Annotated in this window: 13 protein-coding genes and 1 tRNA gene; 4 read left to right on the plus strand and 10 right to left on the minus strand. The window is 69.2% G+C overall.

Annotated elements, in window-relative coordinates; genetic code table 11:
• Nucleotides 1-108: 108 nt before the first annotated feature.
• The 5 genes from AC1RS9_RS04420 to AC1RS9_RS04440 form a co-directional block, all read right to left on the minus strand.
• Nucleotides 109-1,023 (minus strand): amino acid ABC transporter permease, encoded by a 915-nt coding sequence (locus AC1RS9_RS04420; RefSeq protein ID WP_038568648.1) that lies wholly within the window; start codon nucleotides 1,021-1,023, stop codon nucleotides 109-111.
• Nucleotides 1,020-1,700 carry an amino acid ABC transporter permease gene (locus AC1RS9_RS04425; RefSeq protein ID WP_038568646.1) on the minus strand — a complete coding sequence of 227 codons (681 nt, stop codon included), beginning with the start codon at nucleotides 1,698-1,700 and terminating at the stop codon, nucleotides 1,020-1,022. Before AC1RS9_RS04425 ends, AC1RS9_RS04420 begins: the two co-directional genes overlap by 4 nt.
• A 65-nt stretch (nucleotides 1,701-1,765) precedes the next feature.
• Entirely contained in the window at nucleotides 1,766-2,587 is an 822-nt protein-coding gene (locus AC1RS9_RS04430; RefSeq protein ID WP_006944204.1) for a glutamate ABC transporter substrate-binding protein, read from the minus strand.
• 34 nt (nucleotides 2,588-2,621) lie between these two features.
• The gene (locus tag AC1RS9_RS04435; RefSeq protein ID WP_006944163.1) at nucleotides 2,622-3,410 is read right to left on the minus strand and encodes an amino acid ABC transporter ATP-binding protein; all 789 of its coding nucleotides are present in this window, start codon (nucleotides 3,408-3,410) and stop codon (nucleotides 2,622-2,624) included.
• 204 nt (nucleotides 3,411-3,614) lie between these two features.
• Nucleotides 3,615-4,268 (minus strand): hypothetical protein, encoded by a 654-nt coding sequence (locus tag AC1RS9_RS04440; protein ID WP_492920618.1) that lies wholly within the window; start codon nucleotides 4,266-4,268, stop codon nucleotides 3,615-3,617.
• Nucleotides 4,269-4,410: 142 nt separating this feature from the next.
• On the opposite strand from AC1RS9_RS04440, the gene AC1RS9_RS04445 reads away from it, so the two are divergent.
• The 4 genes from AC1RS9_RS04445 to AC1RS9_RS04460 all read left to right on the plus strand — a co-directional run bounded on the left by AC1RS9_RS04445 (nucleotide 4,411) and on the right by AC1RS9_RS04460 (nucleotide 7,134).
• Nucleotides 4,411-5,331, plus strand: a complete 921-nt coding sequence (locus AC1RS9_RS04445; RefSeq protein WP_144707435.1) for a MerR family transcriptional regulator — start codon at nucleotides 4,411-4,413, stop codon at nucleotides 5,329-5,331.
• Between the two features lie 64 nt (nucleotides 5,332-5,395).
• Nucleotides 5,396-5,469, plus strand: a tRNA-Ile gene (locus AC1RS9_RS04450).
• 121 nt (nucleotides 5,470-5,590) lie between these two features.
• The gene (locus tag AC1RS9_RS04455) at nucleotides 5,591-6,406 is read left to right on the plus strand and encodes a potassium channel family protein (RefSeq protein WP_051805963.1); all 816 of its coding nucleotides are present in this window, start codon (nucleotides 5,591-5,593) and stop codon (nucleotides 6,404-6,406) included.
• A 218-nt stretch (nucleotides 6,407-6,624) separates the two neighbouring features.
• Nucleotides 6,625-7,134 carry a DUF3145 domain-containing protein gene (locus AC1RS9_RS04460; RefSeq protein WP_006944212.1) on the plus strand — a complete coding sequence of 170 codons (510 nt, stop codon included), beginning with the start codon at nucleotides 6,625-6,627 and terminating at the stop codon, nucleotides 7,132-7,134.
• A 36-nt stretch (nucleotides 7,135-7,170) separates the two neighbouring features.
• On the opposite strand, the gene AC1RS9_RS04465 is transcribed toward AC1RS9_RS04460, so the two are convergent.
• The 5 genes from AC1RS9_RS04465 to AC1RS9_RS04485 form a co-directional block, all read right to left on the minus strand.
• On the minus strand, nucleotides 7,171-8,589 hold the full coding sequence (locus tag AC1RS9_RS04465; protein ID WP_006944206.1) for an acyl-CoA carboxylase subunit beta: 1,419 nt from the start codon (nucleotides 8,587-8,589) through the stop codon (nucleotides 7,171-7,173).
• Nucleotides 8,586-9,839, minus strand: coding sequence for a beta-ketoacyl-ACP synthase II (fabF, locus tag AC1RS9_RS04470; RefSeq protein ID WP_006944307.1), 1,254 nt, complete (start codon nucleotides 9,837-9,839; stop codon nucleotides 8,586-8,588). The genes AC1RS9_RS04465 and fabF overlap by 4 nt, the downstream gene beginning before the upstream one ends.
• A gap of 89 nt (nucleotides 9,840-9,928) precedes the next feature.
• Nucleotides 9,929-10,177 (minus strand): acyl carrier protein, encoded by a 249-nt coding sequence (locus AC1RS9_RS04475; protein WP_006944284.1) that lies wholly within the window; start codon nucleotides 10,175-10,177, stop codon nucleotides 9,929-9,931.
• A 116-nt stretch (nucleotides 10,178-10,293) separates the two neighbouring features.
• Complete coding sequence (locus AC1RS9_RS04480; RefSeq protein ID WP_006944239.1) at nucleotides 10,294-11,277, minus strand: beta-ketoacyl-ACP synthase III; 984 nt, start codon at nucleotides 11,275-11,277, stop codon at nucleotides 10,294-10,296.
• Nucleotides 11,274-12,452 (minus strand): acyltransferase domain-containing protein, encoded by a 1,179-nt coding sequence (locus AC1RS9_RS04485; RefSeq protein ID WP_062257810.1) that lies wholly within the window; start codon nucleotides 12,450-12,452, stop codon nucleotides 11,274-11,276. The genes AC1RS9_RS04480 and AC1RS9_RS04485 overlap by 4 nt, the downstream gene beginning before the upstream one ends.

The following is a 12,452-nucleotide window of genomic DNA, read 5'->3' on the forward strand; positions in this document are numbered from 1 at the left end:
TTCTCGCATGCTGTGGCGGCTCGTGCGCCGCTGAGCGCGTCCTGACGCAACACGACGCGGGGGCCTCGACCGATCATGGTCGAGGCCCCCGCGTCGTGTGCGCGAACGTCAGGTCGTGTGTTGCTCGCCGAAGTTGACGCCCGGGGCGCCGGTGACGGCGACCCCGGCGGTCACGCCCGCGCCCGGCCCGTCGCCGTGTTCGCCCGCGCCGGCTGCCTGCCCGCGGTTCTGCAGGCGCTTCTCGACGAGGACGGCGATCTTCGAGATCGTGTAGTTGAGCGCGATGTAGATGAGCGCCACGACGAAGATCATCGGCACGATGTTCGCCGACGAGACCGCGGCGTTCTTGGCCTTGTAGAGCATCTCGCCGTAGAGCACGTTGTACCCCAGCGCGGTGTCCTTGAGCACGACGACGAGCTGGCTGATGAGCGTCGGCATCATCGCGGTGATCGCCTGCGGCAGCAGGATCGAGCGCAGGGTCTGCGTCTGTGTCAGACCGACGGACAGACCCCCCTCACGCTGCCCGTTCGGCAGCTGGTCGACGCCGGAGCGGATGACCTCGGCGACGACCGCACCGTTGTAGATGACGAGGGCGACGACCGTCGCGATGAACGGGTTGTTGTCGTTGTCACCGCGGGTCGAGAGCCAGCCGTAGACGAACAGCATCATGAGCAACACGGGCACGGCGCGGCCCAGCTCGACGATGACGCCGGCGACCCACCGCAGGGGCCGCACATGCGACATGCGGGCCATCGCGAAGACGATGCCGAAGACGGCGGCGCCGATCATGGCGGTGCCGGCGGCCTTCAACGTGCCGAGCAGGCCCGGCAGGATGTAGTCCTGCCACGTCGAGGCCTCGAGGAACGGCTTCCACATGGCCGAGGTGAGCTGGCCCTTGTCGTCGAGACGGCGGTAGACGAGCCACAGCAGGCCGAGAAGGACGAGGGCGCCGAGCACCGTCAGGACGGCGTGTCGCCGGCGGGCCTTCGGGCCCGGGGCGTCGAAGAGAACTCCGCTACTCATCGCTTCACCGCCAGTTTCTTGCCGAGGTAGCCGACGAGCAGACCCGTCGGCAGGGTCAGTGCCACGAAGGCGAGGGCCGAGGCGGAGAACGCCTGGTTGAGCAGGCCCGGGTCGTCCTCGGTCACCTTCGCCAGCATCGCGGCCATCTCCATGACGCCGATGACGACGGCGACCGTGGTGTTCTTCGTCAGCGCGATGAGCGCGTTGCCGAGGGGGACGATCGCGCCGCGGAACGCCTGCGGCAGGATGACCTCACGCAGTGACTGGCTGAACGTGAGCCCGATCGAACGCGCGGCCTCGGCCTGCCCGAGCGGGATCGTGTTGACGCCGGAACGCAGCGCCTCGCAGACGTAGGCGGCGTGGTACACCGTCAGGCCGAGCACCGCCAGGCGGAAGTTGTTCGTCGTGAAGAAGTCGGGGCTCTTGCTGTCCGCGAGCTCGACGCCGAGCTTGGCCCACAGCACGAGGTTGCACGACAGGATGATGAGCGTCAGGGGAGTGTTGCGGAAGATGTTGATGTAGGACGTGCCGAGGAAGCGCAGCATCGGCACCGGCGACATGCGCAGGACGGCGACGAGCGTGCCGAGGACGAGGGAGCCCACGGCGGCCACGAGGGTCAGCTTGATCGTCATCCACAACGCGTCGAGCAGATGATAATCGCTGAAAAGCGTTGACATGCAAGGCCTTTCAATGGGTGACGGTGACGGGCGCGGCGGGTGCCGCGCCCGACACCGCGCGTGGATCAGGAGCAGGCTGCCGGCTTCGGCGGGTTGAGCTTCGTGTCGTAGCGGAAGTCGGCGCCGAGGTTCGACTCGACGGCCTTCTTCCACTCACCGGAGTCGACCATCTTCGTGATGGCCTTGTTGACCTTCTCGCAGGTGTCCTTGTCGCCCTTCTTGAGGCCGACGCCGTACTTCTCCTCGGTGAAGGCATCGCCGACGAGCTTGAACTTGCCCTTGTAGGCATCCTGGTTGGCGTAGCCGGCGAGGATCGTGTTGTCCGTCGTCATCGCGTCGATGGCGCCGGAGGCGAGCGCGTCCGCGCACTCGGAGTACTTGTCGTACTGCTGGGGGACGAGGTTCGGCTGCTGCTTCTTCAGGTTGTCGACCGACGTCGAGCCGGTGACGGAGCAGACCTTCTTGCCCGCGAGGTCCTTGACGCTCTTGATGTCGCTGTCCGCCTTCGTCAGGACCGACTGGCCGGCGACGAAGTAGGGGCCGCCGAAGGAGACCTGCTGCTTGCGCTTGTCGGTGATCGAGTACGTGGCGAAGATCATCTTGACGGTGCCCGCCTCGAGCATCTTCTCACGCTGCTTGGAGGGCGACTCGACGAAGTCGATCTTGTCCTCGCCGTAGCCCATCTCCTTCGCGACGTACTTGGCGACGTCGACGTCGAGGCCCTTGTAGTCCGAGCCGGCCTTGAGTCCGAGGCCGGGCTGGTCGTACTTGATGCCGATCTTGATCTTGTCGCCCGAGCCGGACGAGCTCTTGTCGTCGCTGCCGCCACAGGCCGTCAGGCCGAGGGCGAGGGCGGCGACACCTGCGGTGGCGATGGCACGCTTCATGTCTGTTTCCTCCTGGGTTTGCTGACGGCCTGCGTCAGTGGGTGAGAATCTTGCCGAGGAAGTCCCGGGCACGATCGGTCGTCGGGTTGCTGAAGAACTGTTCGGGGGCCGCCTGCTCGAGGATGGCGCCGTCCGCCATGAAGATGACGCGGTCGGCGGCGCGGCGGGCGAAGCCCATCTCGTGGGTGACGCAGATCATCGTCATGCCGTCGGCGGCGAGCTGCGCCATGACGTCGAGGACCTCGTTGATCATCTCGGGGTCGAGCGCTGACGTCGGCTCGTCGAAGAGCATCACCTTCGGTTCCATCGCGAGGGAGCGGGCGATGGCGACGCGTTGCTGCTGGCCGCCGGAGAGCTGGGCCGGGAACTTCTTCGCCTGGTGGGCGACACCGACGCGTTCGAGCAGCTCCATCGCCTTCGCCTCCGCGTCGGCCTTGCTCTGCTTGCGGACCTTGATGGGGCCGAGGGTGACATTGTCGAGAATCGTCTTGTGGGCGAACAGGTTGAACGACTGGAACACCATGCCGACGTCGGCGCGCAGCTTCGCCAGCGCCGCGCCCTCCTCGGGCAGCGCCTTGCCGTCGATCGTGATCGTTCCGGACTCGATCGTCTCGAGCCGGTTGATCGTGCGGCACAGCGTCGACTTGCCGGATCCCGAGGGGCCGAGCACGACGACGACCTCACCGCGATTGACGCTCAGGTCGATGTCCTTGAGGACGTGCAGGTCGCCGAAGTGCTTGTTCACTCCGTCGAGCACGACGAGGGGTTCGCCTCGCTGGGCGGTGATGTCACTGTGCGCTGGGGCAGTGGTGGCTCCGGTCATGGCAGTGATCGTAGTCACGCCCACAGGACGCTACGGCGCCGCCGCGCTCATTCGTGACCTAATTGCTACACATGAGCGTGGATAGGTTGTCGATATCTACTGACCCGTCAGATCCCGCAGCACCCGCGCTCGTCTCACGCTGTTGACGACTCACGACCCCGGCTCCACCTGGTGGCCGGGGTCGCGAGCGAATCTGTGAGTGTCTCAGGCGGCGAGGACGCGTTGTGACGCTGCCGCGCGCTGCGCCGACTGGATCAGGGCGCGCGACGAACCCGACGTGAGCGTGCCGGTGAGCGACATCGTCAGCACCGGGGAACCGTCGACGCTCGTGAGCTGGAGGCCGACGCGCACACCGTCAACGTCGAGGTGGGCGCGCAGCTGCCCGACCGTCTCGGTCGGGATGCCGTCGATGACGAGCCGCCCCTGGACGTGCCTGCCCTCGGCGCCGGTGACGAACAGGCCGAGGCGCTCGCCGTCATGGACGATCTCGGCGATGTGCGCGACGGGGGTGTCGTCCTCCTCGAGGACCCAGTAGATACGGGGCGCGACGGCGTCGCGGGCCGGCTGCGCGAGCATGAGGACGCGGCCGTCCGTGCGGCCACAGGCGGCGAGAACGTCACGCTTACGCGCGGCGAACTCATCCGCGGTGAACGCGCCGAGGTCGTACGAGCGGAAGCCATGCGCCCACCGGGAGAGGCGTACGGGCAGGGCGAGGTCGGCGAGCCACAGTTCAGCTGCCTGGGTAGAGCTGACGGGCAGCGGCGCCGTCCAGGTCTGGTGCAGCCGCAGGCGGGCCAGTGCGGGCAGGCTCAGACCAAGGTCACTGAAAGATGTGTCGGTCTCGAGTGCCGTGCTCATGGTCGCCCCCTTCTGGTCGGCAGCTGCGGCGGGCGCCGACGAATGGGAACTCGCTGTGTGCGGCGTTCCTTTGAACGTAAGGCGGGGTGACAGGCGCCGACAAACCTTTGTCTAACGTTCTCAAGGTCGCTAATCTCTGCGTATGTCAACGCATGTCGAGGGGCTGCAGATCGGCGAACTCGCCGAACGCGTCGGGGTGTCGACTCACACCCTTCGCGCCTGGGAGCGCCGTTACGGCATCCTCAAACCGTCGCGCACGACGGGCGGCTACCGCGTCTACAGCGAACTCGACGTCCGTCGCGTCTCTGCGGTGCTGGGCCTACGCGAGCAAGGTGTGTCCATCGCGGAGGCCGCGCGCCGCGTCAACGCGAACGTCGTCGCCCAGATCCCGGCCGGCCGACGTATCGATGCCGCAGCCATCGTCTACGAGATGCACCGCGCTGTCGACCGGTTCGACGAGTTCGCCCTGAGTGCCGCGCTGGATCGGCTGCTGTCGTCGCATCGGCTCGAGGAAGCCTTGCGTGACGGCCTCATGCCGTTCCTCGTGCAGTTGGGCGGGCGTTGGGAGCGGGGTGAGGTGTCCGTCGCGCACGAGCACTTCGCGACGCAACTCATCCGCCGTCGCCTCGACAGCTACAGCCTCATGTGGGCCGATGGTGACGGGCCCCTCGTCGTCCTCGCCTGCCCGCCGGGGGAGCAGCACGACATTCCACTGCTCGTGCTCGGGGTGCTTCTCGCGCGCTCGGGGTGGCGTATTCGCTACATCGGCCAGGAGACGCCTGTCGCTGATCTTGCACAGGCGTGCTCGATCCTGCAGCCCGATCTCGTCGTCATGGCTGCGACGCGTGACACGACGTTCCGTCGCTCGCTCGACGAGCTGCGTGACCTCGCGCGCTCCTACCGCCTCCTCATCGGCGGGCGCGGCGCCACCGAAACCATCTGCGCCGACCTCGGCGTCGAGGCGATGTCGCAGGACGTCGTCGCCGCAGCTTCTGCACTCATCGACGAATCGGGGCGCACCGGACGATCCGACTCCGACGCCGCCGCACAGTTGGTCGGCTGACGCCACGTGGGTAACCCCACGTCACGGGGGTTAAACTCTCTTGCGGCCCGCGACGAGCGGGCGAGGGGCGGTAGCTCAGCTGGTCAGAGCAGGGGACTCATAATCCCTGGGTCGCGGGTTCAAGCCCCGCCCGCCCTACTCGGACGTCGTCACGCCGTCACGCCGAGGACGTCGTCATCTCGAGGCGAGCCGCCTTCTCGCAGGGCGTATGTCGGCGGCCGTCGGTGCGCGAGGGCGCGCCTCCCCCTACGATGGGCGCATGAGCAACGCGCCGTGGGTGAGCACCGGCCCGGCATCATCCGGTGAAGGCGCGCGGGAGAAGTGGCAGGAGACGACGCGCGTCCCTCTCGGCATCCTGGCGCTCGTCTTCATCGCCTCGTATGCCGCACCCATTCTCCGGCCGAGCCTGCCGACCGATGTCATCCTGACGTTCCATGCACTCAACGTCATCACCTACCTCGCGTTCGTCGGTGACTACTTCGCGCGCCTCCACCTCTCCCGCGACCGTCGCGGCTTCCTGCGCCACTCCGGGCTTGACGTGCTCGTCCTCGTCCTGCCCGCGCTGCAACCGCTGCGCACGATGCAGCTCATCGCCCTGCTGCGGCTGCTCGACAAGCGCCTCGGACGCACCCTGCGCGGCCGCATCGTCGCCTACCTCGGGTTCGCGACGCTGACGGTGCTGTTGCTCGGCGCACTCGCCGTCCTCGACGCCGAACGCAAGGCGCCGGGCGCCAACATCCACACCTTCGGCGACGCCCTGTGGTGGGCGACGACGACGATCACGACGGTCGGCTACGGCGAGCACCACCCCGTGACACCGAGCGGACGTGTCGTCGCCGCCTGCCTCATGTTCAGCGGCATCGCGCTGTTCAGTGTCGTCACGGGTTCGGTGGCGTCATGGATCCTCGATCGCGTCCGCGAGGAGGACGGCGAGGTCGCCGCCGACGACCGCATGCGCGACGAGGTCGAAGCACTCACCCATGAGATCCGAGCCCTGCGCGCCGACGTCGCGGAACTACGGGGCCGGACGGCGTCGCACCGGGCCGCAGCGCCCGAGAGCGACGACATCCTCTGAGCGGGCACTGCGAGACAGCTCGCCAGGACACGCGGGCGTGTCGCTCCCACGGGGTGAGCACCGCATGCGCCAGAGTGACAGGTTGATTCTTAGCCACGCCGCACGGGTGCTGGCCTGCAGCGTCGCCATCGTGCAGAATGGCGGCACACATCATCGGATTCCTGGGTGTGGCTGAGGTCGTTGGGGAAGACGTCCCTCGCGAACACCAGGAGGTTCGGATGTCGATGACTCGCGTCATGACGCGCGGGGTGGTTTTCGTGCACTCCACCCCCGCTGCGCTGTGCCCTCACATCGAGTGGGCGCTCGAGAGCGTCCTCGGCGCCGACGTCAACCTCGAGTGGACGCAGCAGCCCGTCGCGCCGGGCCTCGTGCGCAGCGAGTTCAGCTGGAGCGGCGAACCAGGCAGCGGCGCAAAGCTCGCGAGCGCGCTGCGCGGCTGGGATCACGTGCGCTACGAAGTCACCGAAGAACCCTCACCCGGCAACGACGGCTCACGCTGGTCGCACACCCCGAACCTCGGCATCCACCACACGTGGACGTCGGCGAGCGGCGACGCCGTCGTCAGCGAGGACCGCCTGCGCAGCGCCCTCGTCGCGAGCCAGGGCGACCCTGAGGAGTTCCGGGCCGAGATGGCCGAGCTGCTCGGCACCGCCTGGGACCAGGAGCTCGAGCCCTTCCGCTACGCCGGCGACGGCGCTCCCGTGCGCTGGCTGCACCGCGTCGGCTGACGCACCACACACGTCGAAGGCCGGGTGGGCGTCAGATCACAGTGGGATGTTGCCGTGCTGCCCGCGACGCGCGGGTGCGGCGGCCAGTGCCGAAGCGAGCGCTCCGCGCGTCTCGGCCGGCTCGACGACCTCGTCGACGACACCGATCTCCTGGGCGCGTTCCAGTCCACCCGCGAGCACGGCATGCTCGGCGGCTAGTTCCTCCTCGACCCGGGGACGCGCGGCCTCGTCGACCTCCGCGAGCCGGCGACGGTGCAGGATGCGCACGGCAGCGACGTGACCCATGACGGCGACCTCCGCGCTCGGCCACGCGAACACGCGCGTCGCGCCGAGGGAGCGGCTGTTCATCGCGATGTACGCGCCGCCGTACGTCTTGCGCGTCACGAGCGTCACGCGCGGCACGACCGCCTCGGCGAACGCGTGCAGCAGCTTCGCGCCGCGGCGCACCACGCCGTCCCACTCCTGACCGACGCCAGGCAGGTAGCCGGGGACGTCGACGAGCACGACGAGGGGGATGCCGAACGCGTCGCACATGCGCACGAAACGGGACGTCTTCTCCGCGGCGGGGGAGTCGAGGCACCCGCCGAGACGCATCGGGTTGTTCGCGATGACGCCGACGGTGCGCCCGCCGAGGCGCCCGAGCGAGGTGACGATGTTGGGCGCCCACTTCGCGTGCAGCTCGACCTGCTCACCCGCATCGTCGAACAGGTCGTCGACGAGGGGGTGCACGTCGTAGGCGCGCTTCGGGTTCTCGGGGAACGTGGCGCCGAGGTCGCGCTCTTCGAGCGATCCGAGGTCGAACTCGCCCTGATTCGCCATGAGCGAGGCGAGCAGACGGCCTCGCTCGAAGGCCTCATCCTCTGTGGCCGTGACGACGTGGACCACGCCCGAGCGTCGACCGTGCGGTTCGGGCCCGCCGAGGCGTGCGGCGTCGACGTTCTCGCCCGTCACCGAGCGCACGACGTCGGGGCCCGTCACGAAGATGCGGCCCTGATCGGCCATGATGACCACGTCCGTCAGCGCCGGCCCGTAGGCGGCACCACCGGCGGCGGCGCCGATGACCACGGAGATCTGCGGGATCTTGCCCGACGCCCGCGTCATGATGGCGAACACCTCGCCGACGGCATGCAGGCTGACGACGCCCTCGGCCAGTCGCGCACCGCCGGAGTGCCACAGCCCGATGACGGGCAGGTTCTCGGCGAGGGCGATCTCGTAGGCCTCGACGATCGCCTTGCACCCCTCGACACCCATCGCGCCGCCCTGCACCCGCGCGTCGGAGCAGAACACGACGACGGGCGTGCCGTCGGCGGTGCCGCGAGCGGAGACGAAGCCGGAGCGCTCGACCTCGGCGATGACGTCGACGCTGCCGGCGTCGAGGAAGTTCTCGAGGCGGCGATACGGGTCGCGCGGGTCGACGTCGGCCTCGGCCGGCGCGGTGGCGGTGAGGGCGTTCATGAGGCGCTCCGAATCGTGAGGGCGACGTTGTGGCCGCCGAAGCCGAACGAGTTGTTGAGGGCCGCGATGTCGCCCTCGGGCAGCGTGCGGGCCTCGCTGCGCACGACGTCGAGGTCGATGGCGGGGTCGAGGTCGTCGATGTTGATGGCCGCCGGAACGAGGCGGTGGTGCACCGACAGCACCGTGATGACGGCCTCCAGCGCGCCCGCAGCGCCGAGCAGGTGACCCGTCATCGACTTCGTCGCGGCCACCGCCATGTGGTCGGCGTCGGCGCCGAACGCGGCGCGGATCGCGTTCGCCTCGGCGACGTCACCGACGGGCGTCGAGGTTGCGTGGGCGTTGATGTGGCAGATGTCGGCGGGCGTCAGACCGGCGGCATCGACGGCCTGACGCATCGCCCGCTTGGCACCGGCACCCTCGGGTTCGGGCGCGGTGATGTGGTGGGCGTCGGCGGACATGCCGATGCTCGCGAGCTCGGCGTAGATCCGCGTGCCGCGCGCCTTCGCGTGCTCCTCGGACTCGAGCACGACGACCGCAGCACCCTCGCCCATGACGAAGCCGTCACGGCCAGTGTCGTACGGGCGGGAGGCGGCCTGCGGGTCGTCGTTGCGCGTCGAGAGGGCCTTCATCGCCGCGAACCCGGCGAACGGCAGCGGGTGCATCGGCGCCTCGGTGCCGCCGGCGATGACGACGTCGGCGCGGCCCGAGCGGATGATGTCGATCGCGAGACCCATCGCCTCGGCGCCGGAGGCGCACGCGGAGACGGTCGTGTGGGCGCCTGCGCGCGCACCGAACTCGAGCGACAGGTTGCCCGCAGAGGTGTTGGGCATGAGCATCGGCACCGTCAGCGGGTACACGCGACGCGGGCCCTTCTCGCGCATGACATCCCACTGGTCGAGCAGCGTCGTCACCCCGCCGATGCCGGTGCCGAACGCGACTGCGAGTCGCTCCGGCTCCACCTCGGGGCTGCCCGCGTCTGCCCACGCCTCGCGCCCTGCGATGAGCGCGTACTGGGCGCTGCGGTCCATGCGGCGCGTCTCGACCTTCGTCAGCACCTCGGCCGGGTCCTGGGCGATGGACGCGGCGAACGTCACGGGCAGCTCGAACTGCTCCAGCCATTCGGCGGGCAGCGCGCGAGCACCGGAACGACCGGCGAGCAGGGCGTCCCACGTCTCGGGTGCGGTGCCGCCGAGCGGGGTCGTCGCACCGATGCCGGTGACGACGATGCGGGCGTCGCGGTTCGGGGTCATGCTGGCTCCTTGGTGGGGCACGAAAGAATGGGGTGCGACGCGCCGCCCGGGCGGGCGAGGTGCCGGGGCGGCGCGTCGACGGGGGCCGTTCAGGCCTGGGCGTTCTTGATGTAGCTGACGGCGTCGCCGACGGTGACGAGGTTCTTGACCTCTTCGTCGGGGATGCGGACGCCGAACTTCTCCTCGGCGTTGACGACGATCGTCATCATCGACAGCGAGTCGATGTCGAGGTCGTCGGTGAACGACTTGTCGCTCTGCACGGAGGCGGCGTCGATGCCGGTCTCCTCGTTGACGATCTCGGCGAGGCCGGCGAGGATCTCCTGCTCGGAAGCAGCCATGGTGTTTCTCCTTGTCGTGACGTCGACCGTTCGTCGATCGACTCCGTCTGCGGTTCTTTCCTTGCCCCGGATGGCCCGCCGAGGCGCGGGAGCTGAATGCTGAGTCGCGGTGCGGCTCAGGGGATCTCGACGACCTGCGCCGCGTAGGCGAGGCCCGCGCCGAAACCGATCTGCAGCGCGAGATCGCCGCTCTTGGCCTGCCCCTCGCGCACGAGTCGTTCGGCGGCGAGCGGCACCGACGCGGCGGACGTGTTGGCCGTGTCGACGATGTCGCGCGCGATGACGACGCGTTCGGGTAGCTTCATCTGCTTGGCCATGGCGTCGATGATGCGGACGTTCGCCTGATGCGGGATGAACACGTCGATGTCGTCGACGCTCAGGCCCGCGGCGTCGATGGCGCGCAGCGCGACGGGAGCCATGCTCCACACCGCCCAGCGGAAGACGCTCTGACCTTGCATCGTGATCGTCGGGCCGGGCGAGCCGTCCTCGAGCACGTTGGGGCGGATGGCCTCCCACGCCGCTCCGTCACTGCCCCAGATCGTCGGGCCGATGCCGACGTGGTCGCTCGCGCCGACGATCGCCGCGCCCGCGCCGTCACCGAAGATGAAGGCGGTGCCGCGGTCGCTCGGATCGAGCACGGACGTCAGGCGCTCGGCGCCGAGGACGAGGACAGTGCTCGCGCTACCGGCCCGCACGAGGTCGGAGGCGACACCGATGCCGTGGCAGTACCCGGCGCAGGCGGCGGACAGGTCGAACGCGACGGGGGAGTCCAGCCCCAGTCGATCCGCGAGCATCGGCGCAGCGGCGGGCGTGAACATGTCGTGCGTGACCGAGCCGAGGATGACGCCGTCGATCGTCGCCGGGTCGACACCGGAGCGTGCGATCGCGTCGCGCGCCGCCGACTCGGCCATGTCGAGCATCGTCTCGTCGTCGCGCGCGAAATGACGCGTGCGGACACCGGAGCGCTCCTGGATCCACTCGTCGGAGGAGTCGATGGCCTCGACGATCTCGCTGTTCGGCACGAGCCGCTGCGGGCGGTAACCGCCGAAACCGAGGATGCGGGTGTACTGCGCGCCGGTGCGCTGCGCGAGGGCCTTCACTGCGCCTCCTTCGGATGAAGACGCACGAGGGGCTGGCCGGGAGAGACAGGGTCGCCCTCACTGACGAGCCACTCGATGATGCGCCCGCCGTGCGGCGCGACGACGTTGTACGCGTCGCGCGCCGTGACGACCTGTCCGATCGTCTCGCCGGGGGTGATGGTGTCGCCCTCGTCGAGGGGCGCGCGCTCGATCGTCCCCTTGGCCGGCGCGATGACGAGTCGCCACGCGGGTTCGAGATCGGTGTCGACCTGGCCGTGCTCGCGCACCATGCGGTGCGCCGCGTCGAGGTCGTCGGGGGTCTTGAGCGCCAGGGTCTCGACACCAGGCAGGGCACGCTTGGCGAGGCCCGTCAGGGTGCCGGCCGGCGGCACCTCGATGAGGCCCGTCACGCCCATCGCCTTGAACGTCTCCATCGTCAGATCCCAGCGCACCGGGTTGCTCACCTGGCTGACGAGGCGGCGCAGCACCCGCGTGCCGTCGTGGACGACGAGCCCGTCCTTGTTCGACACGAGGGGGATGCGAGGGTCGTGCGTCGAGATGGCCCGCGCGAAGACACTGAGCCGCTCCACGGCCGGCGTCATGTGCTCGGTGTGGAAGGCACCCGCGACCTGGAGCGGGATCACGCGTGCCTTCGCCGGCGGCTCGGCCTTGAGCCGCTCGATCTGCTCGAGGGTGCCGGCCGCGACGATCTGACCGGAACCGTTCATGTTGGCCGGCGTGAGGCCGAGGGCTTCGAGGTGGCTGACGACGTCCTTCGCCTCGCCGCCGACGACGGCGGCCATGCCGGTCGGCGTGACGGCCGAGGCCTGCGCCATGCCCGCACCGCGCTCGCGGACGAAGACCATGGCCTGCTCGGCGCTCAGGACGCCGGCCGAGGCCGCGGCAGTGATCTCACCGACGCTGTGGCCGGCGCCGACACCGACGGAACGGAATCCGTCGACGGGGTGGGCGAACAGCGCGAGCATCGAGACGAGGCCGCTCCCGACGATGAGGGGCTGTGCGACGGCGGTGTCCTTGATGGTCTCCGCGTCACCCTCGGTGCCGAGGTGGACGAGATCCATCCCGGCGCAGGCCGACAGCCACGCCATGCGGGAGTGAAACTCTGGCAGCTCGAGCCAAGGGCGGAGGAAACCGGGGGTCTGAGAGCCCTGTCCGGGGCACACGATCGCTAGCAC

This window comes from Dermacoccus sp. MPR-E5, from assembly GCF_058809565.1.